At 73.0% G+C, this 21,598-nt stretch carries 21 protein-coding genes; 3 read left to right on the top strand and 18 right to left on the bottom strand.

Annotated elements, in window-relative coordinates:
* Positions 1-53: 53 nt before the first annotated feature.
* From ftsY to smc, 5 genes are all read right to left on the bottom strand, one after another.
* Entirely contained in the window at positions 54-1,493 is a 1,440-nt protein-coding gene (gene ftsY, locus H7A72_RS04855; RefSeq protein ID WP_185221823.1) for a signal recognition particle-docking protein FtsY, read from the bottom strand.
* 67 nt (positions 1,494-1,560) lie between these two features.
* A complete protein-coding gene (locus H7A72_RS04850; protein ID WP_084449461.1) occupies positions 1,561-2,028 on the bottom strand; it encodes a DUF309 domain-containing protein in 468 nt (155 codons plus the stop codon).
* A 4-nt stretch (positions 2,029-2,032) separates the two neighbouring features.
* A complete protein-coding gene (locus H7A72_RS04845; RefSeq protein WP_084449460.1) occupies positions 2,033-4,015 on the bottom strand; it encodes a M13 family metallopeptidase in 1,983 nt (660 codons plus the stop codon).
* Entirely contained in the window at positions 4,012-4,227 is a 216-nt protein-coding gene (locus tag H7A72_RS04840; RefSeq protein ID WP_072624116.1) for a hypothetical protein, read from the bottom strand. Before H7A72_RS04840 ends, H7A72_RS04845 begins: the two co-directional genes overlap by 4 nt.
* Before the next feature lie 95 nt (positions 4,228-4,322).
* A complete protein-coding gene (smc, locus tag H7A72_RS04835; RefSeq protein ID WP_185221822.1) occupies positions 4,323-7,919 on the bottom strand; it encodes a chromosome segregation protein SMC in 3,597 nt (1,198 codons plus the stop codon).
* A gap of 126 nt (positions 7,920-8,045) precedes the next feature.
* Between smc and H7A72_RS04830 the strand changes: the two genes are divergently transcribed.
* Positions 8,046-8,519 carry a GNAT family N-acetyltransferase gene (locus H7A72_RS04830; protein WP_143445378.1) on the top strand — a complete coding sequence of 158 codons (474 nt, stop codon included), beginning with the start codon at positions 8,046-8,048 and terminating at the stop codon, positions 8,517-8,519.
* On the opposite strand, the gene map is transcribed toward H7A72_RS04830, so the two are convergent.
* The 3 genes from map to H7A72_RS04815 are packed head-to-tail and all read right to left on the bottom strand — an operon-like array spanning position 8,509 to position 9,920.
* Positions 8,509-9,270: a type I methionyl aminopeptidase gene (map, locus tag H7A72_RS04825; protein WP_084449458.1), complete on the bottom strand. Its 762-nt coding sequence runs from the start codon at positions 9,268-9,270 to the stop codon at positions 8,509-8,511. The two genes, H7A72_RS04830 and map, sit on opposite strands and share 11 nt — an antisense overlap.
* Positions 9,267-9,584 carry a chorismate mutase gene (locus H7A72_RS04820; RefSeq protein ID WP_072624112.1) on the bottom strand — a complete coding sequence of 106 codons (318 nt, stop codon included), beginning with the start codon at positions 9,582-9,584 and terminating at the stop codon, positions 9,267-9,269. Before H7A72_RS04820 ends, map begins: the two co-directional genes overlap by 4 nt.
* Before the next feature lie 45 nt (positions 9,585-9,629).
* Complete coding sequence (locus H7A72_RS04815; RefSeq protein ID WP_072624111.1) at positions 9,630-9,920, bottom strand: acylphosphatase; 291 nt, start codon at positions 9,918-9,920, stop codon at positions 9,630-9,632.
* A 71-nt stretch (positions 9,921-9,991) separates the two neighbouring features.
* On the opposite strand from H7A72_RS04815, the gene H7A72_RS04810 reads away from it, so the two are divergent.
* Positions 9,992-11,908 carry an acyltransferase family protein gene (locus H7A72_RS04810; RefSeq protein WP_185221821.1) on the top strand — a complete coding sequence of 639 codons (1,917 nt, stop codon included), beginning with the start codon at positions 9,992-9,994 and terminating at the stop codon, positions 11,906-11,908.
* A 33-nt stretch (positions 11,909-11,941) separates the two neighbouring features.
* Here H7A72_RS04810 and mutM read toward each other — a convergent pair whose 3' ends face one another.
* The 9 genes from mutM to H7A72_RS04765 all read right to left on the bottom strand — a co-directional run bounded on the left by mutM (position 11,942) and on the right by H7A72_RS04765 (position 20,066).
* Positions 11,942-12,814, bottom strand: coding sequence for a bifunctional DNA-formamidopyrimidine glycosylase/DNA-(apurinic or apyrimidinic site) lyase (gene mutM, locus H7A72_RS04805; RefSeq protein ID WP_185221820.1), 873 nt, complete (start codon positions 12,812-12,814; stop codon positions 11,942-11,944).
* A 1-nt stretch (position 12,815) separates the two neighbouring features.
* Positions 12,816-13,553 carry a ribonuclease III gene (gene rnc, locus H7A72_RS04800; RefSeq protein WP_084449455.1) on the bottom strand — a complete coding sequence of 246 codons (738 nt, stop codon included), beginning with the start codon at positions 13,551-13,553 and terminating at the stop codon, positions 12,816-12,818.
* A 13-nt stretch (positions 13,554-13,566) separates the two neighbouring features.
* A complete protein-coding gene (gene rpmF, locus H7A72_RS04795) occupies positions 13,567-13,761 on the bottom strand; it encodes a 50S ribosomal protein L32 (protein ID WP_007927847.1) in 195 nt (64 codons plus the stop codon).
* Between the two features lies 1 nt (position 13,762).
* On the bottom strand, positions 13,763-14,359 hold the full coding sequence (locus H7A72_RS04790; protein ID WP_185221819.1) for a DUF177 domain-containing protein: 597 nt from the start codon (positions 14,357-14,359) through the stop codon (positions 13,763-13,765).
* 104 nt (positions 14,360-14,463) lie between these two features.
* The gene (coaD, locus tag H7A72_RS04785; RefSeq protein WP_084449453.1) at positions 14,464-14,946 is read right to left on the bottom strand and encodes a pantetheine-phosphate adenylyltransferase; all 483 of its coding nucleotides are present in this window, start codon (positions 14,944-14,946) and stop codon (positions 14,464-14,466) included.
* Positions 14,943-15,497 carry a hemerythrin domain-containing protein gene (locus tag H7A72_RS04780; protein ID WP_084449452.1) on the bottom strand — a complete coding sequence of 185 codons (555 nt, stop codon included), beginning with the start codon at positions 15,495-15,497 and terminating at the stop codon, positions 14,943-14,945. The genes coaD and H7A72_RS04780 overlap by 4 nt, the downstream gene beginning before the upstream one ends.
* Positions 15,498-15,545: 48 nt before the next feature.
* Positions 15,546-16,121 (bottom strand): 16S rRNA (guanine(966)-N(2))-methyltransferase RsmD, encoded by a 576-nt coding sequence (gene rsmD, locus H7A72_RS04775; protein ID WP_072624104.1) that lies wholly within the window; start codon positions 16,119-16,121, stop codon positions 15,546-15,548.
* Between the two features lie 64 nt (positions 16,122-16,185).
* The gene (locus H7A72_RS04770; protein ID WP_185221818.1) at positions 16,186-18,402 is read right to left on the bottom strand and encodes an ATP-dependent DNA helicase RecG; all 2,217 of its coding nucleotides are present in this window, start codon (positions 18,400-18,402) and stop codon (positions 16,186-16,188) included.
* Positions 18,402-20,066 (bottom strand): DAK2 domain-containing protein, encoded by a 1,665-nt coding sequence (locus tag H7A72_RS04765; protein WP_223277781.1) that lies wholly within the window; start codon positions 20,064-20,066, stop codon positions 18,402-18,404. The genes H7A72_RS04770 and H7A72_RS04765 overlap by 1 nt, the downstream gene beginning before the upstream one ends.
* A gap of 191 nt (positions 20,067-20,257) precedes the next feature.
* Here H7A72_RS04765 and rpmB point away from each other — a divergent pair, with 191 nt between their 5' ends.
* Positions 20,258-20,452, top strand: a complete 195-nt coding sequence (rpmB, locus tag H7A72_RS04760; RefSeq protein WP_007927862.1) for a 50S ribosomal protein L28 — start codon at positions 20,258-20,260, stop codon at positions 20,450-20,452.
* 88 nt (positions 20,453-20,540) lie between these two features.
* Here rpmB and thiL read toward each other — a convergent pair whose 3' ends face one another.
* The gene (gene thiL, locus H7A72_RS04755; RefSeq protein WP_185221817.1) at positions 20,541-21,548 is read right to left on the bottom strand and encodes a thiamine-phosphate kinase; all 1,008 of its coding nucleotides are present in this window, start codon (positions 21,546-21,548) and stop codon (positions 20,541-20,543) included.
* Positions 21,549-21,598 lie beyond the last annotated feature (50 nt).

Raw genomic sequence — 21,598 nt, 5'->3', positions numbered from 1 at the left:
GCGACCGGCGCCCCCTTCGCCGTCCCTGTCTGCGCCGCGGTGGCGCGAGCGGGTCAGCCGACGATCGCGTCGACGAAGGCCTCCGGCACGAAGGGCGCCAGGTCGTCGGGTCCCTCACCGAGGCCGACGAGCTTGACCGGGACGCCGAGAGTGCGCTGCACGGCCACGACGATGCCGCCCTTGGCGGTGCCGTCGAGCTTGGTGAGTACGACGCCGGTGACGTCGACCGCCTCGGCGAAGACCTTGGCCTGGGCCAGGCCGTTCTGCCCCGTCGTCGCGTCGAGGACGAGCAGGACCTCGTCGATGGGGGTCTGCTTCTCGATGACCCGCTTGACCTTGGACAGCTCGTCCATGAGGCCAACCTTGTTGTGCAGCCGGCCGGCCGTGTCGATGATCACCGCATCCGACTCCATCTCGGCCGCGGCCTTGACCGCGTCGAAGGCGACGGCCGCCGGGTCCGCGCCCTCGCGGTCGCTGCGGATCGTGGGCACGCCGACGCGGGCACCCCAGGTCTCGAGCTGGTCGGCGGCCGCCGCGCGGAAGGTGTCGGCCGCCCCCAGCACGACGTCGCGGTCGTTGGCGACGAGGACGCGCGCCAGCTTGCCGACGGTCGTCGTCTTGCCGGTGCCGTTGACGCCCACGACGAGGATGCACGCGGGGCGACCGTCGACGCGCGAGGCCGCCAGGCCGCGGTCCATCGTCGGGTCGACGAGCTGGAGGAGGTCGGCGTAGAGCCAGTCCTTGGCCACCTCGGGGTCGGTCGTGCCGTCGACGGAGACGTGGTTGCGCAGCGAGTCGACGAGCTCGGTCGTCGGCTCCATGCCCAGGTCGGCGACGAGCAGGGTGTCCTCGACCTCCTCCCAGTCCTCCTCGGAGAGCTTGCCCTGCGACAGCAGCGCGAGCAGACCCTTGCCGATGGCGCCGTTGGAGCGGGCCAGGCGGCTGCGCAGCGCGCGCATCCGGTCGCGGGTGGGTGCGGGGGTGTCGAGCTCCGGCTCGGGCTCGGCGGGGGCCTCGGGCTCGGCGGGGGTCGGCTCGGTGACCTCCGGCTCGGTGGTCTCCGGCTCGGCCGGGGCCGGCGTCTCGGCGGTCTCGTCCTGCGGGGTGACGGGCGGGACGGTGCGCGCCCGATCGACGTCGGCGTCGGACTCCACGGGGGTGAAGTCCTCGGCCGGTGCGCTCTCGTCCGGCGTCTCGGTGACCGGCTTCTCCGCGGCAGGCTTCGCCACAGGGGTCTCATCGGCCGGGGGCTGCTCCCCCTTCGCCTCGGCCGGCGGAGCCTGCGGCTGGGCGTGCTCGCTCGGCCGGTCGAGGACGATCGTGCCGCTGCGGTGGTCGGTCGTGCCCTTGGGCCGCTCCGGCGGTCGCTGCTGCGGCGGCAGCTCCTTGGTCGTGCCGCGGCCGCCGCGCAGGAGCCCGACGGCGAGCCCGCCGAGGAGGACCAGCAGCCCGACGGCGACGACGATGTACTCGGTCAGCGTGTCGATACCCATCACCCGGTCATCTTCTCAGGGTGAGCGGGCCGCGACGAACCTGGTCGCCGCCCGCGGGGACTGCACGTCAGGAGCGAAGGGAGGGCACCGGCACCTCGGCCGACGGGTCGCCCGTCATCGCCCGCGCCCAGGCGACGAGCCCGGCGACGTCGATCCCGTGGGGCGCGATCGCCACGTAGCGCTCGATGGCATCGGCCCCGCGCGAGGCGACGCTCGCCGCGCCGCGGGTGTTGCCGCGTCGCTGGTGGGTCAGCCCGACGGCAAGCTGGGCCAGCCCCTGCCACAGGGCCCGCTCAGGGTCGGGGGCGGACTTCCACTGCTCCTCGAGGACCTCGTGGGCGTGGAACGGCATCTCGTGGTCGAGGTACTCCTGCGCCTCGGCCAGCGCCTCGTCAGGGGTGCGATCGCGCGCCTCGACGCGCTCGACGCCGGGGCTGCCGTGCGGCAGCGGCCGACCCAGACCGTCACGCGGCCGGGCATTTTCGGCGCGGCCGTGCGCGTCCCGGTCACGGTCGGCACCGGACGACGTCACCACGACCTCAGAAGAGCGAGACCCGCTGCTGCGGGTCGAGCCACATCTCGTCGCCCTCGGCGGTGCCGAAGGCCTCGTGGAAGGCGTCGATGTTGCGCACGGCGTTGGCGCGGACGTCCTGCGGGCTGTGCGGGTCGATCGAGAGCAGCCGCACGGCCTCCTCGGGCCGGGCGTCACCGCACCAGACCCGGGCCCAGTTGCTGAAGAAGCGCTGGTCGCCGGTCAGCCCGTCGTCGCCGACCTGCTCGGCCGCGTCGCCGACGGCGATCCGGTAGGCGGCGTGGCCGATGGCCAGACCGCCGATGTCGCCGATGTTCTCGCCGACGGTCAGCGCGCCGTTGACCGTGTGGCCGGGTGCGTGGCGCGTCGAGTAGCGGTCGAACTGCGCGATGAGCGCGTCGCGACGCTCCTCGAAGGCCGCTCGGTCGGCCTCGGTCCACCAGTCGCGGAGGTTGCCCTGCCCGTCGAAGGTCGAGCCGGCGTCGTCGAACCCGTGCCCGATCTCGTGGCCGATGACCGCGCCGATACCGCCGTAGTTGTCGGCGTCGTCGCCGTCGGCGTCGAAGAAGGGCGGTTGCAGGATGGCCGCCGGGAAGACGATCTCGTTGAGCCCGGGGTTGTAGTAGGCGTTGACCGTCTGCGGGGTGAGGAACCACTCGTCGCGGTCGACCGGGCCGCCGAGCTTGCCCAGCGCGCGGTCCACCTCGAAGGCCGCGACGCGGCGGACGTTGCCGACGAGGTCGTCGGCGGCGATCTCGAGCTGCGAGTAGTCGCGCCACGACTGCGGGTGCCCGATCTTGGGGGTGAAGGCCTCGAGCTTGGCGGCGGCCTCGGTCTGCGTCGCCTCGCTCATCCACGAGGACTGCGCGAAGGAGCGGTGGAAGGCCTCGACGAGGTTGTCGACGAGCTCCCCCATCCGCTCGCGCGCCGCCGGCGGGAAGTGCCGCTCGACGTAGAGCCGGCCGACGGCCTCGCCGAGGGAGGCGTCGACGAGCGAGACGCCGCGCTTCCAGCGGGCACGCTGGTCGGGGATGCCGGAGAGCGTGCGACCGACGAAGTCGAACTCGGCGGCGACGATGTCGGCGTCGAGGTAGGCCGCGTGCGCCTGGACGATGCGCAGCCGCAGCCAGTCCTGCCAGGTCGCGAGGTCGACCGTGTCGAGGGCGGTCGAGAGCCCGCGCAGGAAGTCGGGCTGGCGCACGACGACCTCGGCGAAGGGGGTCGCCGCCCCCAGGCCGCTGGCCCAGGCGCTCCAGTCGACGGCCGGGGCGAGCTCGGTGAGCCCGGCGGCGTCGACGAGGGTGTAGGTCTTGAGCGGGTCGCGGTTGGTGACGCGGTCCCAGTGCTCCCCGGCCAGACGGGTCTCGAGCTCGACGACGCGGCCCGCGGTCTCGGCCGCGGCCTCCTCGTCGAGCTCCAGGGCCAGGACGAGCAGGCGCGCGACGTGCTCGCGGTAGGCCGCAAGGGCCGCCTCGTGCTGCTCCTCGCGGTAGTAGGACTCGTCGGGCAGCCCCAGACCACCCTGCTCGAGGTAGAGCACGTAGCGGGAGGAGTCCTTGTCGTCGGTGTTGACGAAGGGGAGGACGAAGCCGCTCACCCCGTCGCGGGCCAGCCGTCCTGTGAGCCCGACGAGGTCGGGCACGCTCGTCACCGCGTCGACGGCGGCGAGCAGGTCGCGGATCGGCTCGACGCCCAGCTCGTCGGCACGGGCCTCGTCCATGAAGGAGCGGTAGAGGCCGCCCACCTTGGCGGACACCGGGACATCGGCCTCGCCGGACTCGACGGACGCCGCGACCTCGTCGATGAGGACGCGCACATCGCGCTCGGCGCGCTCGCGCAGCACGTCGAAGACGCCGTAGCGGCCCCGGTCGGCCGGGATCTCCACCGACCGCAGCCAGTGGTTGTTGACGTGGCCGAAGAGGTCGTCCTGGGGACGGACCTCCTCGTCGACGGCCCCGCGGATGCTCAGCTGGTCGAGGTCGCCGCTCATGAGGCCTTGCGCTTGCCGGGGCTCGCGCTCGAGATCAGGCCGGACGTGCGGCTCGCGGCGCCGTCGGCGCTCTCACGGACCTTGACCACGACGCGCTCCCCGCGGGCGGTGAGGATCTCGCGCCCCTCACGGCGGGCGGGCACTGCGACGAGCCCCATCACGGCGACGGACAGGGCGAGGCAGACCAGCAGGCCCACGATCATGGCGGTCATGGCCCCATGCTCCCCCGTGCGGGCGACCGGCTCAACTCGACCCGCCGGGAGTCCCGAAGGCTGAATCCGGCGTCAGGAACCGGGCAGCATCCGCTTCAGGCCGGCTGGGCCTGCTCGTCGGCGGGGGCCACGTCACGCAGCCGCTGGCTGACGACGGTGGTGATGCCGTCGCCGCGCATCGAGACGCCGTAGAGGGCGTCGGCCACCTCCATCGTCTTCTTCTGGTGCGTGATGACGATGAGCTGGCTGGAGTCGCGCAGCTCCTCGAAGAGCATGATCAGGCGCCCGAGGTTGGTGTCGTCGAGGGCGGCCTCGACCTCGTCCATGATGTAGAAGGGCGAGGGCCGTGCCTTGAAGATCGACACGAGCAGGGCGACGGCCACGAGCGAGCGCTCGCCACCGGAGAGCAGCGACAGGCGCTTGACCTTCTTACCCGGGGGGCGGGCCTCGACCTCGATGCCCGTGGTGAGCATGTTGCCGGGGTCGGTGAGCACGAGGCGCCCCTCGCCGCCGGGGAAGAGGCGCGAGAACACCCCTTCGAACTGCTCGGCGGTGTCGGCGAAGGCCTCGGAGAAGACCTGCTCGACCCGCTCGTCGATCTCGGCGACGATGTCGAGCAGGTCCTTCTTCGACTGGCGCAGGTCCTCCAGCTGCGTGGTGAGGAAGGTGTGCCGCTCCTCGAGCGCCGCGAACTCCTCGAGCGCCAGGGGGTTGACCTTGCCCAGGGACTTCAGCCCCCGCTCTGCGGTCCGCAGGCGCTTTTCCTGCAGCTCACGCACGTAGGGCTGCGGCTCGGGGAAGTCCTCGGCCTCCGGGTCCTCGTCGGGGCCCGCGACGTGCGGCACGAGCTGGTGCGGGCCGTACTCCTCCATGAGGACGTCGGGGTCCATCCCGAGCTCCTCGATGGCCTTGGTCTGCAGCTGCTCGATCTTCGCAATCTGCTGGGCCCGGGCCACCTCGTCACGGTGGACCTCGTCGGTGAGCTCGCGCAGGGCGTCCTGCTGCTCGGTGAGCTCGGTGCGCAGGCCGCGCAGGGCCTCGTCGCGCTCGGCGCGCGCGGCCTCGCCCGCGTCACGCTGCTGCGCCGCGACCGTCGCGGCCGCTGCCGTCCGCTCGGCCGACCACGTCGCCGCGGTCTCGACGGCGGCAGCGACCTCGGCCTCACGACGCCGACGCTCACGACGGGCGCGCAGGCGCTCGCGAGCGGCGATCTCGTTGCGGGCGGCACCCTCGAGGGACTCGGCGCGACCGTGCAGGGAGCGGGCGCGCTCCTCCTTGGTGCGAAGGGAGAGACGCACCTCGGTCTCGGCGGTGCGGGCCGAGCTGGCCTCGAGCTCCAGCCGCTCGCGGTCGTCGGTCGCGTCGTCACCGTCGTCGTCGGTGGGCTCGGACGAGGCGTCCTCGAGCCGCTGCTCGAGCTCGGCGAGCTCGGTGCGATCGGCATCGAGCGCGGTGGTGACGTCGGCGATCTTGGCGCGGGTGCGCTCGGCCTCGGCCCGGGCCGTGCGCGTGGTCGTGCCCAGACCCCCGAGCTGCTCCGCGACCGCGGCCATCCGCGCGTCGGACTCGTGGAGGGCCTCCATGGCCGCGTCACGGGCCTCGACCCGCTCGGCGAGCGTCGCCCGGGCGGAGGTCAGCGCAAAGGTCGACTCCTCGCTGCGCCGGGTGGCGTCGAGCAGCACCTCGCGGGTCTCGTCGACGGCGGCCTGCAGCTCGAGCAGGCTCGGTGCGGCACTCGAGCCACCGCGCACGAAGCCCGGCCCGTAGACGTCGCCCTCCTCCGTCACCGCCGTGAGGTCGCCGACCTCGTCGAGCAGGGCCAGGGCGGCCGGGGTGTCGGCCACGAGGGCGACCCGCTCGAGCACCTGCTCGACGGCGGGTCGCACGCTCTCGGGTGCGGTGACGACGTCGAGCGCCCACACGGCGCCTGCCGGCAGCGAGGGCCACGCGGTCCGGTCGGAGGGGCGTGCGGTTGCCCCGACGACGAGCGTCGCGCGGCCGGCGTCGTCGGTGCGCAGCCGCTCGACGGCCCGGGCAGCGGCATCGATGCTGCCGAGGGCGAGGGCATTGCCGGCCTGGTCGAGTGCGGCGGCAACGGCGGCCTCGTGGCCCCCGGTCACCGTGACCAGCTCGGCGACCGAGCCGAGGATCTCGTGCTCGTCCTCGGCGGCCTCGCGCAGGGCCTCGACGCCGTCCTTGCGGCGCAGGCTGAGCTCGAGCGCCTCGAGACGGGCCTGCGCGGACTGTCGGTCGCGGTCGGCGACCCGGCCGGCCTCGACGATCCGCTCGACCTCGGCCTCGGCGGCGTCATGGGCCTCGGCAGCGCGCTCGTAGACCTCGTCGAGCCCCTCCTCGCTGCCCTCCTCGTCGGCGATGGTGCCCTCGAGCCGGGTGAACTCACGGTCGGCCTCGTCGGCTCGGGCGAGAGCGGTGGCCACGACCTCCTCGAGGCGGCCGACCTCGGCCTCGCGCGCCTCGATGCGGGAGCGTCGGGCCCCGACCTGCCCGGCGAGCCGGGCCAGGCCCTCGCGGCGGTCGGCGGCGCGCTGGGCCAGGGCGGCGATGCGCTGCTGCTCCGCCGCGTGCGCGCGCTCGGCGGCCTCGCGGGCGGCGACGGCCGCGGCGAGCTCCTCGCCGACGCGGGCGATGTCGGCGCGCAGCTCCTCCTCGTCGGCGCGGGCCCGGGCGGCCTGCTCGCGCAGCGCCTCCGGGTCACGGCCGCTCGTCGTCTCGACCTCCTCGTCCTGCCCGAGCAGGCGCACGCGCTCGGCGGCGAGCGACGCGGTCGCGGTCAGCTTGTCGGTGAGCGAGGCCAGGCGCACGGCCCGCTGCTGGGCGGCGGCCAGCTCGGCGGCCGCCGAGGCACCGGCCTCCTCGTGCTCGGTGATGCGGGTGCGGGCGGCGAGCACCGCCTGCTCGAGGACCTTGCGGCGCTCGAGCATCGCCTGCTCGTCGGCCACCTCCTGCTGGAGGGCGGAGGTCATGCGCACGAGGTCATCGGCAAGGAGGCGGTGGCGGGCGTCGCGGGCGTCGGCCTGGATGACGGCGGCCTTGCGCGCGGTCTCGGCCTGACGGCCGAGGGGCCCGAGCTGGCGACGGATCTCGGTCGTCAGGTCGGCGACGCGCGAGAGGTTGGCCTCCATCCCCTCGAGCTTGCGGATCGCCTTTTCCTTGCGCTTGCGGTGCTTGAGGACGCCGGCGGCCTCCTCGATGAAGCCACGTCGCTCCTCGGGCGTCGCGCGCAGCACGGCGTCGAGCTGCCCCTGCCCGACGATGACGTGCATCTCGCGACCGATGCCGGAGTCGGAGAGCAGCTCCTGGATGTCGAGCAGCCGGCACGAGGTGCCGTTGATCGCGTACTCCGAGCCGCCGTTGCGGAACATCGTGCGGCTGATCGTCACCTCGGTGTAGTCGATCGGCAGCGCGCCGTCGGAGTTGTCGATCGTCATCGTCACCTCGGCGCGGCCCAGGGCCGCACGACCCGTGGTGCCGGCGAAGATGACGTCCTCCATCTTGCCGCCGCGCAGGGACTTGGCCCCCTGCTCCCCCATGACCCAGGCGAGCGCGTCGACGACATTGGACTTGCCCGAGCCGTTGGGCCCGACGATGCACGTGATGCCCGGCTCGAGCCGCATGTGGGTCGCCGAGGCGAACGACTTGAAGCCCTTGAGGGTGAGGCTCTTGACGTACACGAGCGGGGCGCTCCTCGGGCAGACGGTGGTCGGGTTGGGGCGGGTGTGGGCCGGCCAGTGCGGGCCACTCTACTTTCCGGCCGCATCACACCCAGGGAAAGCGCGCACGGTGGTTGACTCGCCCAGGTGAACCTCACCATCTCCCCGGCCGACTGGGACGACCCTCGGCTCCCGGCCTTCCTCTCCGAGCACCTGCGCGAGATGGAGCCCACCGCCCCTCCGGAAAGCCGTCACGCCCTGGACCTCTCGGGGTTGCAGACCGGTGGGGTGCGCGTGTGGATCGGGCACCTCGGCAGCGCGCTCGCCGGGACGGTAGCCCTCGCGCCGCTGACGCCCGGGCACGAGGAGCTGAAGAGCATGCGCACCGCACCCGACCTGCGCGGTCACGGGGTCGCCGGTGCGCTCCTGCAGCATGCCCTCGCCGACGCGCGGGCGCGCGAGGTCACCCGGGTCTCCCTCGAGACGGGGAGCATGGACTTCTTCGCCCCGGCGCGTGCGCTGTACGGGCGGCACGGATTCGGCCCGTGCCCTCCCTTCGGTAGGTACCGGGAGGACCCCAACAGCGTCTTCATGACGCTTGAGCTGGCCGTCAGGCTGTGAGGATGAGCGGGTCGCCGTCGGTGATGGCGACCGTGTGCTCGCTGTGCGCCCCGCGGGAGCCGTCGGCGCTGCGCAGGGTCCACCCGTCGGGATCGGTGAGGATCTCGTCGGTGCCGGCCATGAACCACGGCTCGATGGCGATGACGAGACCGGGACGAAGGGGGATGCCCCGGCCCGCGCGCCCGTCGTTGGACACGTGCGGGTCACCGTGCATCTCCCGGCCGACGCCGTGACCGCCGAACTGGGTGTTGATCGAGTAGCCCTCGCCGCGCGCGACGGCGGCGATGGCGGCGCTGATGTCGCCCATCTTGTTGCCGCCGCGGGCCTGCGCGATGCCGGCTGCCAGGGCGCGCTCGGTCGTGTCGATGATCCGCAGGTCCTGCGGGTCGGGGGTGCCGACGACGAAGGACTTCGCCGCGTCGCAGACCCAGCCGCCGACGGAGACGGCGAAGTCGACCGACAGCAGGTCGCCGTCACGCAGCCGGTAGTCGTGCGGCAGCCCGTGCAGCACGGCGTCGTTGACCGAGGTGCACAGCACCTTGCCGAAGGGGCTGGCCCCGAAGGAGGGGTGGTAGTCGATGTAGCAGGAGGTCCCGCCGGCCGCGTCGATCATGCGGTGCGCGAGGGCGTCGAGCTCGAGGAGGTTGACGCCGACGTCGGCGGCCTCGGTGAGGGCGGCGAGCACGTCGCGCACGAGCCGACCGGCCGGGCGCATCGCCTCGATCTCGGTGGGCGTCTTCAGCTCGATCATCGGGTCTCCCCCTGCTCGCCGGCGGCCTGCTCGTGGGCGATCTGCTCGTGGTGGTGGATGACCTCGGCGATGACGAAGGTGAGGAACTTCTCCGCGAAGACCGGGTCGAGACCGGCGGTGTCGGCGAGGTCGCGCAGCCGCGCGATCTGCCGCTCCTCGCGGGCCGGGTCGGCGGGCGGCAGGTCCATCCGCGCCTTGAGCACCCCGACGCTCTGGGTTGCCTTGAAGCGCTCGGCCAGCAGGTGGATCAGGGCCGCGTCGATGTTGTCGATCGACTGGCGCAGGCGCAGCAGCTCGGGGGGTGTCTCGCTCACCCGCTCAAGGTTAGGTCACCGCTGGCAGGCGCCCGACGGGCCGTCTCACTTCTCGACGAAGCCGGCGATCCCTCCCTTCGCCGGAGCGTCCTGGCGCACCACCGAGGTGACGTGGCCGGGGCGCCGCGTCGTCGACGGCTCCTCCCGCAGCAGCCGGTCGAGCCCCTCCAGGGACGAAGGGGGACCCTCCCCCACGACCTCGACCCGCCCGTCGTCGGTGTTGCGGGCGTGCCCGACGAGGCCCAGCTCGAGGGCCCGGGAGCGGGTCCACCAGCGGAAGCCGACCCCCTGGACCCGACCGCGGACGAACCACGTGGCGCGCTGCGTGCTGCTCATGCGGGCGAAACTACCCGGCCGCACGGTGCGCCTCCCCCACCCGGGCGCCGCTTGTGCCTAGCGTCGTGCCCGTGGGTCAGCAGCCTTCCGCCACCGTCGACGCCCCGTCCGCGCCCGACGCGCTCGCCCCCGCCGCCGCCACGTCGGCGCAGGGGCGGCCTCTGCGTGGCCACCTGGCGGGCCTCGACGGTCTGCGCGCCCTGGCGATCATCGCCGTCGTCGTCTTCCACCTCGACCCCGCGTGGCTACCCGGCGGCTTCCTCGGGGTCGACGTCTTCTTCGTCATCTCCGGCTTCCTCATCACGACCCTGCTCGTCCGCGAGCGCCGCTCGACCGGCGGCGTGGACCTGCGCGGCTTCTGGACCCGGCGGGCCCGCCGCCTGCTGCCCGCCCTGCTCCTCGTCGTGCCGGCCGCGGTCCTCATCGCGCGCACCGTCGAGGCCGACCTGCTCGTCGGCATCCGCCGGCAGGCGCTCGGCGCGCTGACCTTCTCGACCAACTGGCTCGAGATCGCCGGCGGCTCCAACTACTTCGCGGCGACCTCCCCGCAGCTGTTCATGAACTTCTGGAGCCTCGCGGTCGAGGAGCAGTTCTACCTCGTCTGGCCCCTCGCGATGCTCGGCCTGCTCGCGCTGCACCGGCGCTTCGCGCTCACCGAGGGGGTCCTCGCGAGCCTCGTCCTCGGCGTCGGTGTCGCCTCCGCGCTGAAGATGGCCCTGACCTACGACGCGGCCAACCCCACCCGGGCCTACTACGGCACTGACACCCACCTCTTCGGGCTGATGCTCGGCGCCGCCCTGGCCATCGTCTGGGCCGGCCCGCTGCGGGCCTACACGACCTCCTCGGTGTGGTGCTCCCGCCGGCGTTGGGTCATCGGTGGCTCGGCCGTGACGATCGCCGCCCTGTTCTTCCTGGCCGGCGAGGAGCACGCCTGGACCTTCTCGCTCGGGATCCCGCTCGTCTCCCTGGCCACGGCCGCACTGCTGCTCGCGGCAGTCGAGCGCCCCGGCCGCCTGCGGACCGTGCTCGAGCTGCCGCCGCTGACGTGGATCGGACAGCGGTCCTACGGCATCTACCTGTGGCACTGGCCGGTCATCCTCATCATCGCCCAGGACATCCCGACCAACGCCGGCACCGCCCCCTTCGTCTGGACCCGGGTGTGGGCCGTCGTCGTGACGCTCGCCCTCGCCGACCTGTCCTACCGCTTCGTCGAGACGCCGGTGCGGCGGCTCGGTTTCCGCGAGAGCGGGCGACGCGTCCTCGGCGCCTTCGCCCACCTGCGCTCCGTGCGAGTGCGCCGGGTCGTCGCCGGCGCCGCCCTGGCCGCCGCGCTCGTGCTCACCGTCGTGCTCGTCACGGCCCCCGACCGCACGAGCACGCAGCGCACGATCGAGGCCAACCAGGCCAAGGCGGCCGCCCCGCGCAAGACCGAGCCGGCCCCGACCTTCTCCGGGACCAAGAGCTTCACGATGCCCGAGGGCGACGAGATCGACGTCTTCGGCGACTCGATGGTCGTCGGCTCGGTCCCCGCGCTCGAGTACTACTTCCCCGGCATCCAGATCGACGCCCGCTCCAACCGCCAGTGGTCCGCGGGGCTGTCAGCCGTCGAGTCCGCCGGCGACTCGCTGCGCCGCGCCGTGGTCCTGGCCTTCGGCACCAATGCCGGCACCGATCCCGACACCGTCGAGCAGATCCTCGAGGAGATCGGCGACGACCGCATGGTCGTCATCGTCAACCTCCACGCCGACCGCCTCTCCCGCATCGACGACGACAACGCCGCGCTCGAGCGGATCGCCGACGAGCACCCCAACGTCGCCCTCGCCGACTGGGACGCCGCGGTGAGCGCCGAGGACCTCCAGTCCGACGGCATCCACCCCTCGCTCGGCGGTGCGCACACCTACGCCGCCACGATCCGGCAGGCCTTCGCCGACCTCTCCGAGAAGCACACCGGCAAGGCCGTGCAGCTCAAGGAGCTTCCCCGCCCCTGACGTCGCATGTCCCCCAGGTCATGACGAAGGGGGTCAGCCCCGGGCCGCCCGCGGCCGCACCTGGCAGCGGGGGCAGCTGGTCGAGCTGCGGTTCATGAACTGCTCGCGACGCATCGTCGTGCCACACCGTGGACAGGGGCGGCCCTCCTGGCCGTAGGCGGCGAGCGACCGGTCGAAGTAGCCCGAGGCGCCGTTGACGTTGACGTAGAGCGCATCGAAGCTCGTGCCGCCCTGGTCGAGTGCCTGCGCCATGACGTCGCGGGCATGGTCGAGCAGCCGGGCGATGGCCGGCTTGGTCAGCGAGGAGGCCAGCCGCTCCCCGTGGACCCCCGCCCGCCACAGGGCCTCGTCGGCGTAGATGTTGCCGATGCCCGACACGACCGTCTGGTTGAGCAGGACCCGCTTGATGCCGCTGCGTCGGCGCTTGATGTCGCGCACGACGGCGTCGCGGTCGTAGCGCGGGTCGAAGGGGTCGAGCGCGATGTGGGCGACGGTGCTCGGCACTCCGTCGACGAGATCGGCCAGGGCGAAGCCGCCGAAGGTGCGCTGGTCGACGAAGCGCAGCTCGTGCCCGCCGTCGGTGAAGACCAGACGCCCGTGCGTGTGCTTGGCCAGCGGGTCGACAGGATCGGTGACGAGCATCTGCCCGCTCATGCCGAGGTGGACGATCAGCCCCTCGTCGGGGACGGCGTCGGGGGCGTCGGCCAGGGAGAGCCACAGGTACTTGCCCCGGCGGTGGGCGCCGGTGATCGCCCGCCCGGCGAGGCGGTCCTCGAGGTCACGCGGCCCGGGCACGTGACGTCGCGCGACCCGCTCCCCCGTGAGGACGACGTGCTCGAGGGTGCGGCCACTCACGTGGTCGGCCAGGCCGCGACGGACGACCTCGACCTCGGGCAGCTCCGGCACGTCAGGCCGGCTGGTCGGCCGTGAGCGCCGCGTAGGCGTCGGCGGCTGCCTTCTGCTCAGCGACCTTCTTGGTGCGGCCGGCACCACGCCCGCGCACCTGCTCACCGACGAGGACCTCGGCGGTGAAGGTCTTGTCGTGGTCGGGACCCTCGTCGCTCGTGCGGTACTGGACCGCGCCGAGGTCCTGCGCCGCCGCGACCTCCTGCAGCGAGGTCTTCCAGTCGAGTCCCGCGCCGAGGGTCGCGGAGTGCTTCATCAGCGGGTCCAGGAGGGAGTGGACCAGCCGGCTCGCGGCATCGAGACCGCCGGGTTTGGCCGTGGAGAGGTAGACCGCGCCGATGACCGCCTCGACGGTGTCCGCGAGGATCGAGTCCTTGTCGCGACCGCCGGTGCTCTCCTCGCCCTTGCCGAGCATGACGAAGTCGCCCAGGCCGATGGTGCGCCCGACGTCGGCGAGGGCACGCATGTTGACCACCGCCGCCCGCAGCTTGGCCAGCTCACCCTCGCTGAGGTCGGGGTGAGCGCCGTGCAGGTGGTCGGTGACGACGAGGCCGAGCACCGAGTCGCCGAGGAACTCCAGGCGCTCGTTGTGCGGCAGTCCGCCGTTCTCGTAGGAGTAGGAACGGTGGGTGAGGGCACGCGTGAGCAGCGGCTCGTCGACGGGCTCTCCGGTCACCTCGACGAGGTATCGGGAGAGCTCCTCGGCGGGCCGCTGCTCCGGTGAGGTCCTGTCGCTCATTGCGACAGGTGGCTCAGGCCTGGTGCTCGGTGCGGTCCGCGGTCGCGTAGTAGCGACCCTTGTAGGTACCGCAGCTCGGGCAGGCTTGGTGGGCCGGCGCCGGCGACTTGCACTGCGGGCAGGTCGACAGCGCGGTGGGCGTCGCCTTCCAGTTGGCCCGACGGCTACGGGTGTTGGAGCGCGACATCTTCCGCTTCGGGACGGCCACGTCAGTTCCTCTTCTCTTCGTTGTCCTCATCCCCCGGCGTGGTGGCCAGAGGCGCAAGCGCCTCGAGTGCCGCCCACCGGGGGTCGATCAGCTCGTGGTGGTGCTCCGGGTCGTCCTCGAGCCTGGCTCCGCACTCGGAGCACAGTCCCGGGCAGTCGTCCCGGCACACCGGTTGGAACGGCAGGTTCGGCAGAACCGCGTCCCGCAGCACCGGCTCGAGATCGATCATGTCGTCCTCGATCCGGTGCTCTTCCTCCTCGTCGGCCTCCGCGTCCACCTCGCGGTGGTGCTTCGCCCGATCGGGCCAGACGAACAGCTCCTGGAACGAACTGTCGACCGGCAGGTCGATCTCGTCCAGGCACCGCACGCAGGCACCCGTCGCCGTGGCAGAGACCGTTCCGCTCACCAGCACGCCCTCGTGCACGGACTCCATGCGCGCCTGCAGGTCCATGGGCTGGCCCTGCGGGACGGTGAGCACGTCCGTGCCGAAGTCGGCGGGTGCGTCGGCCTGGAGAGACACTTCGTGCATCGACCCGGGTCGTCGGCCCACGTTCTTGGCGTCGAGCACCAAGGGCGAGGCGGGGGCGTTGCGGTTCATGGCTCCAGTCTCCGACAGAACGGTCCACGACACGACGACGTAGACCGACGCACCAGACTACCGGCGATCCCCCCTTCGTCCCAAACCGACGAAGGGAGTGGGCCTCAGGGCCGGGGCAGACGCTCGACGAGGGCGTCGCGCACCTCGTCGGAGACGAGACCGGTGACGTCGCCGCCGAAGCGCGCGACCTCCTTGACCAGCGAGGAGGAGACGTGCTCGTGGCGCGGGTCGCCGGGGATGAAGAGGGTCTCGACACCGGTGAGATGACGGTTCATGAGCGCCATCGGCCACTCGTAGGAGAAGTCGGTCTCCCCGCGCAGGCCCTTGAGCAGCACCCGGGCCTCGAGCTCGGTGCACACGTCGACGATCAGCCGGTTGGCGAAGGCTTGCACCCGCACGTTGTCGAGGTCGGCCACCTGCGCCTCGATGAGGGCGACCCGCTCGTCGACGGTGAAGGTCCCCTGCTTGGCGGGGTTGTGCAGGATCGCCACGACGACCTCGTCGAAGAGCGTGGCGGCCCGGCGGAAGACGTCGACGTGGCCGACGGTGACCGGGTCGTACGAGCCCGGGCAGACAGCGCGCGTCATGACGGCTGGTCGTCGTTGGGCAGGAGCCCGTCCTCGTAGGCCTGCTTCACCAGCGACTCGACCTGCTCGAGCGACCCGGCGCCGTCCTCGAGCAGCTCGTTGCGTCGGGCGGCCCAGTCGGCACCCAGCTGCTGGCGCAGCTCCTCGGAGGCGTCCTCGCGCGCCGGGTTGAGGATGGTCTGCTCCTCCTCGCCGATGTGGTGGTTCAGCACCTCGGCGACCGCCTCCACGGCGTCGTCGAACTTCTGGGTGTCGGTGCCCTTGGCCTGCAGCAGGTGGAGCAGCGCCTCGTTGGTCGCGGCGTGCTCCTTTTCCCCGTGGTGCTCCTCCTCGCCCTCGATGACATCGCGTCGGACGAGCTTGGGGTAGACGACCTCCTCCTCGGCCTCGCTGTGCGCGATGAGCAGCGCGGCGAATGCGCTGCGGGCCCCGTCGCGGTCGGCGCTGACATCACGCATGTCGCGCATGAGGTCCTCGAAGAGCCGGTGGTCGTCGGCGATGAGGTCGGTGATGTCCCCAGCGGCCGGGCGCGGGATCGTGTAGTCGCTCATGGCCCCATTCCTACCGGATGCACGGGCCCGCGGTGGGATGCGGGGCGCTCAGATCTGGTAGTCGGGCGCGACCCGGGTCGCGAACCACAGGGTCGTCTCGCCGTAGGACTTCGACCCCTCGGCGACGATCCCGTCGGGCCAGGTCGGCTCCGGCGAGCGCGACGAGCGCTCGATGACGATGACCGGCTCCTGCGCGAGCCACTGGTGGGCGAGGAGCATCTCGAGGACCGCGCCGAGCGACTCCTCGGTGACGTCGTAGGGCGGGTCGGCGAGGACGAGGTCGTACATCAGCGAGGCCGGCCGGTCGAGCGCCTGCTCGACGGAGCAGGACTGCAGCCGCGCCCCGGCGACGCCGAGGTCGGAGATGTTGGCGCGGATCGTCGCGGACGCCCCGCGGTCGGACTCGACGAGCAGCACGCTCGCGGCGCCGCGGCTGGCGGCCTCGAGGCCGAGGGCCCCGGAGCCGGCGTAGAGGTCCATGACATGGGCGCCGTCGATGACGCCGCGCGCCTCGAGCGAGGAGAAGAGCGCCTCGCGCACACGGTCGGTGGTGGGCCGGGTGCCGTCGCCCGCGGGCGTGCGCAGTCGCCGCCCGCCGGCCTCGCCGCTGATGATCCGAGTCACGCACCCATGATGCGCCATCGCCGGCCGTGGGGACCAACCACCCGCGAGGACGAAGGGGGGTGACTCACCCCTTTTCGAGGTAGGCGGCCTGCTCCTCGTCGGCCCAGTCGTCGACCCGGGCACGCAGCTGCGGGTGGGCCGAGAGCTCGGGGTCGTCGGCGAGGAGCGCCTGGGCGTCCTCACGGGCCAGCTCGATGATCGCCTCGTCGCGCAGCACGGACAGGTGCTGCAGGTGGTTGCGAGCGCCGTGCTGGGCCCGCCCGAGCACATCACCCTCCCGCCGCAGCTCGAGGTCGAGCCGCGCCAGCTCGAAGCCGTCGGAGCTGCGGGCGACCGCCGCGAGACGCTCCCCGGCCACGTCGCTCTCGGTGGCCGTCATGAGCAGGCACACGCCGGGGTCGCCACCGCGACCGACGCGGCCACGCAGCTGGTGCAGCTGCGAGACGCCGAAGCGATCGGCGTCGAGGATGACCATCGTCGAGGCATTGGGCACGTCGACGCCGACCTCGATGACCGTCGTCGAGACGAGCACGTCGATGCCGCCGGAGCTGAAGGCGGCCATGACGGCGTCCTTGTCGTCCGGTGCCATCCGCCCGTGGAGCGCGGCCAGGGTCAGACCCTCGAGGGCGGGGTGGGCACGCAGCGTCTCGATGACCTCCTCGACGGCGGCGAGCGGTCGTTGGGGCGCCTCCGGCTCCTCGACCCGCTCGCCGTCGGCCTCGTCGTCGGCCGGTCCGTGCTCGTCGACGAGGTCGATGCCGTCGAGGTCGTCGGGGCCGTCGCCGCCGATGCGCGGGCAGACGACATAGGCCTGCCGGCCGGCGGCGACCTCCTCGGCGACGCGCTGCCACGTCCGGTCGACCCACCCGGGCTTCTGCGTCGGGACGACGTGCGTCGTGATCGGCTGCCGGCCTCGTGGCAGCTCGCGCAGCGTCGAGGTCTCCATGTCGCCGAAGACGGTCATCGCGACGGTGCGCGGGATCGGGGTCGCGGTCATGACGAGCACGTGGGGAGGCGTCCTCCCCTTCGCCCGCAGCGCGTCGCGCTGCTCGACGCCGAAGCGGTGCTGCTCGTCGACGACGACGAGCGCGAGGTCGGCGAAGGTCACCCTGTCCTCGAGCAGGGCGTGGGTGCCGATGACGATGCCGGCGTCGCCGGAGGCGATGTCGAGCATCGCCTGCTTGCGCCTGGCGGCCGACATCGAGCCGGTGAGCAGCGTGACCCGGGTGGCCTGCTCGGCGCCGCCGAGCATCCCGGCCTCGGCGAGGTCGCCGAGCATGGCGCGGATCGAGCCGGCGTGCTGCGCCGCGAGCACCTCGGTGGGCGCGAGCAGGGCCGCCTGCCCGCCGGAGTCGACCGCGGCGAGCATGGCGCGCAGGGCGACGACGGTCTTGCCGGAGCCGACCTCGCCCTGCAGCAGCCGCTGCATCGGGGTCGGCCGGGCCATCTCGCCGAGGATCTCGGCGCTCACCTGCTGCTGGCCGGCGGTCAGCTCGAAGGGCAGGCGCGCGTCGAACTCGGCGAGCAGTCCGCCGTCGCGCGCCGAGCGGCCCCGGGTCGCCACCGCCGCGGCGGCGATCCGACGCTGCCCGAGCAGGCTCTGCAGGACGAGGGCCTCCTCGTAGCGCAGGTGGCGACGGGCCGCGTCGACCTCACCGTGGTCGCGTGGGGCGTGCAGGGCGCGAAGGGCGCCGGCCCGGTCGAGCAGGTCGCGCTTGCTCCGCAGGATCTCAGGGATCGTGTCGACGACCCCGTCGAGCTGGCCGAGGACGAGCCGCACGCAGCGGGTGATGGTCCACGGGTGGACGCCGGGGACGTGCCGGTAGATCGGGATGAGCCCGGTGTGGTCGGCGTCGCCGAGCTCGCCGAGGGCGGCCGCCTCCTCGAGCGTGGCGTAGCCGGGGTGGGCCAGCTGCGTCTGCCCGCGGAACTGCGAGACCGTCCCCGCGAAGAGCAGCTCGCGGCCGGCGACGAGCTTGTGCTCGTGACCGCGCGCGTCGAAGAAGGTCACCCTCATGTGCGAACGACCGTCGGTGATCGTCGCCTCAAGCATGCGCCCGCGGCGCTTGGCCATCTGCCGCGTGCTCGCCGACTCGACCCTCGCGACCGCCACGAGGAAGTCGCCGACCGCGGGGTGGCCGAGGTCGGCCTCGGCGGTGCGGTAGCGACGCGGCGCGAAGGCGAGCAGGTCGCCGACGGTCTCGATGTCGCGGTGCTTGGCCAGCTTGCTCGCCGCCTGGCCTCCGAGCAGGCCCTTGAGCCTGGTCTCCTCGGTCGCCACTACTCGGCCCCGAGCAGGAGCAGGTAGTGCGGCTGCCCCCCGTCGACGACCTGGACCTCGATGCCGTCACGGCGCTCCTCGATCCACCGCTCGAGCCGGCCGACGAGACCGTCGGGCGCGTCAGCACCGACGACGAGCGTCACCAGCTCGGTGCCGGGGGCGAGGATGCCGTCGAGCACCTCGTGGGCCACCTCGTCGACGTCGGACCCGACGATCGTGATGTCGCCGCTCACGACGCCGAGGACGTCGCCGACGGCACACATGCCGCCGCTCGTCAGCCCGGCCTTGACGGCGATCGTCAGCGCGCCGTGCCGGGTCGCCGCCGCGGCATGGGTCATCGCGAGGACGTTGTGGTGCGTGGGCAGCGTGGGGTCGTGCACGGCGACGGCGGCCAGCCCCTGCACGGCAGTGCCCGAGCCGATGACGTGCACCCGGCGCCCCTCCTGCTCGGCGGCATGGGCCGCGGCATCGGCGGCCAGGCGGGTGTCGCGGTCGTTGGGCAGGAGGATGACCTCGTCGGTGCCCGCCTCGCGCACCGCGGCGACGATCTCCCCCGCCGAGGCCCGTCGCCCGGGGCCCGAGGGCACCGTGACGGCGCCCGCGGCCTCGAGCACCCGGGCGATGCCGGGGCCCGCGGCGCACGCGACGATCGACACGCCCGCCCGCGGCGCCCGGTCGACGGTCTCGAGGAGGGTCACCGCGACGCGCTGTGGCGCGGCGTACAGCAGGCCGGCCTCGAGCGCGGCGCCGATGTCGTCGGTGTGGACGTGGACGTTGGTGAGGTCCCACGCGGTCGAGACGACGACGCTGTCGCCGATCTCGTCGAGGCGCTGCCGCAGCCGTGCCACGTCGTCATCGGCGACGTCGTGCAGGAGGTACATCACCTCGTAGGCCGGCCCCTCGTGCCGCCCCGGCTCGGTGACCGCCCCGGCACCGGAGGAGGACCAGTCGGGCCGCCGCTCGAGCGAGGGGTTGAGGGTGAAGTCGTCGACGGTGTACTGCGTGGGCGCACCCTGCTCGTGGACGACCTGGTCGAGCGCCTCGACGAAGAGCAGGTAGCCCGCTCCCCCGGCGTCGACGACCCCGGCGTCGCGCAGCACCTGCAGCTGGTCGGGGGTGCGGGCCAGTGCGGCCCGGGCTGCCTCGACCGCGGCACGGGTCACCTCACCGAGGGTGGCGCCCCCGACGAGGACCGCCTCGACCGCGTCGGCGGTGGCATCGGCGACGGTGAGGATCGTGCCCTCCTGCGGGCGCACGACGCTCTCGCGGGCCCGTCGTGCCCCTTGGCGCACGGCCCGGCCGACGGCAGCCGCGTCGACCTCGTCGAGGCTCTCCGAGGAGACGACCTCGCTCACGCCGCGCACGAGCTGGCTGAGGATCACGCCGGAGTTGCCCCGGGCCGACATCAGCGCGGAGCGCGACATCACCGCGGCCTCCACCGCGAGCGGCGCCTCGCCGACGACCCCGAGGGCCTCCTGCTCGCGCATCGCACCCGCGAGGGCCTCGTCGAGGGTGAGGTACATGTTGGTGCCGGTGTCGCCGTCGGGCACCGGGTAGACGTTGAGCGCGTCGATCTCGGTGCGGCGCGCCGCGAGGGCCGCGCGGGTCATGACGACCCACCGGCGGACAGAGTCGACGTCGAGGACCTCCAGCACGTCGGTCACGTTAGTGGAGACGTGCGCCTGGGCGGGGCGTGCGGCACGATGTGGCACGGACCGAGACGGCCGGGTGACGCCGTTTTGTCTCTGCGGTCCCACCTCGGCTACTCTGTACCGGTTGCCCGGTGACGGGTCCCCCCTTCGTGGTGGACAGCCCGGGCGCACCACTCACTGACTGACGAACACAGGAGATACCCGTGGCTGCCAACTGCGACGTCTGCGGCAAGGGACCGTCCTTCGGACACTCCATCTCGCACTCGCACCGCCGCACCAAGCGTCGCTGGAACCCGAACATCCAGCGCGTTCGGGCCAAGGTGGGCGACGCCGGGGTGACCCCGAAGCGTCTCAACGTCTGCACCTCGTGCCTCAAGGCCGGCAAGGTCAAGCGCTGACCCGAGCCTGACGACATCGCCGCCGCTCCCCTTCACGGGGACGGCGGCTTTTTCGTGCCCGAGGCCGATGCCGTCGGGACGAAGGGGGTCACCCCCGGAAGTGGTCCCACCCGGTGACCTCGGGCACCGCCCCGTCAACGAGGACCGCCGGCGCCCCGGCCGCGCACCGACCGAGCAGGTGCCAGCCCGCCGGCACCTCGCCCGGCGCGAAGGTCGCCACGAGCGAGTGCTCCTCTCCCCCGGACAGCACCTGGCGCATCGCCTCGTCGGCGCCGAGCGCCTCGGTGAGCGGCCCGGCCGCGTGCTCCCGCAGAGCCTCGCCGTCCAGCTCGATACCCACCCCGCTCGCCCGGGCGATGCGACCCAGGTCGCGCACGAGCCCGTCGGACAGGTCGATCATCGAGGTCGCGCCGGCGTCGGCGGCGACCGGGCCCTGCTCCCACGGCGGTCGACCGGCGGTCCGGTGGGCCAGGCACAGGTCGTGGACGACACGGTCGGCCGGAGTCGGGTCAGGGGCGTCGTGGGTGCGCCCCCGATCGGCGAGGAGGAGCTGCAGCCCACCCCCGGAGCGGCCGAGCGTGCCGCAGACCGCGACGACATCGCCGGGGCGGGCACCGTCGCGACGGACCGCGGCGCGACCGCCGAGGTCGCCGACCGCGGTGATCGCCACCATGACCGTGCCCTGGCCGGCGGATGACAGGTCACCGCCGAGGACCGGCGCCGAGGCCTCGCGCGCGGCCGCGGCGATGCCCTCGGCCAGACCGAGCGCCCAGTCGACCTCGATGGCCGGGTCGGCGGCGAGCGCGACGAGCAGCCCCGTGGGCGTGGCACCCATCGCCGCGATGTCGGCGACGTTCTGCACGACGGCCTTGTGGCCGACCTCGTGCGGCGACGACCAGTCGTCACGCCAGTCACGGCCCCGGACCATCGTGTCGGTCGTGAGGACCACCGAACCACCCGGCGCGGCCAGCACCGCGGCGTCGTCCCCCGGCCCGATGACCACGTCGGCGTCGCCGCCCTTCGCCCCTGCGTAGACCGGGAAGAGGCGGGCGAGGAGGTCCGCCTCGGACAGGTCGGACAGGCGGGTCGCGGGCATCGGTCACGCTCCATCGAGGCGAAGGGGGGTCAGCACCGCACGGTAGCCTC

The sequence above is a fragment of the Janibacter sp. YB324 genome, from assembly GCF_014217915.1.
In the GTDB taxonomy this organism is placed as follows: Bacteria; Actinomycetota; Actinomycetes; order Actinomycetales; family Dermatophilaceae; genus Janibacter; species Janibacter indicus.
This window is presented reverse-complemented; position numbering and strand designations above follow the sequence as displayed.

Coding starts and splice junctions, on each gene's coding strand:
- ftsY (WP_185221823.1), bottom strand. CDS start 1,493: ATGGGTATCGACACGCTGACCGAGTACATCGTCGTCGCCGTCGGGCTG.
- H7A72_RS04845 (WP_084449460.1), bottom strand. CDS start 4,015: ATGAGCGGCGACCTCGACCAGCTGAGCATCCGCGGGGCCGTCGACGAG.
- H7A72_RS04840 (WP_072624116.1), bottom strand. CDS start 4,227: ATGACCGCCATGATCGTGGGCCTGCTGGTCTGCCTCGCCCTGTCCGTC.
- map (WP_084449458.1), bottom strand. CDS start 9,270: ATGATCGAGCTGAAGACGCCCACCGAGATCGAGGCGATGCGCCCGGCC.
- H7A72_RS04815 (WP_072624111.1), bottom strand. CDS start 9,920: ATGAGCAGCACGCAGCGCGCCACGTGGTTCGTCCGCGGTCGGGTCCAG.
- rnc (WP_084449455.1), bottom strand. CDS start 13,553: ATGAGCGACAGGACCTCACCGGAGCAGCGGCCCGCCGAGGAGCTCTCC.
- H7A72_RS04790 (WP_185221819.1), bottom strand. CDS start 14,359: ATGAACCGCAACGCCCCCGCCTCGCCCTTGGTGCTCGACGCCAAGAAC.
- coaD (WP_084449453.1), bottom strand. CDS start 14,946: ATGACGCGCGCTGTCTGCCCGGGCTCGTACGACCCGGTCACCGTCGGC.
- H7A72_RS04780 (WP_084449452.1), bottom strand. CDS start 15,497: ATGAGCGACTACACGATCCCGCGCCCGGCCGCTGGGGACATCACCGAC.
- thiL (WP_185221817.1), bottom strand. CDS start 21,548: ATGCCCGCGACCCGCCTGTCCGACCTGTCCGAGGCGGACCTCCTCGCC.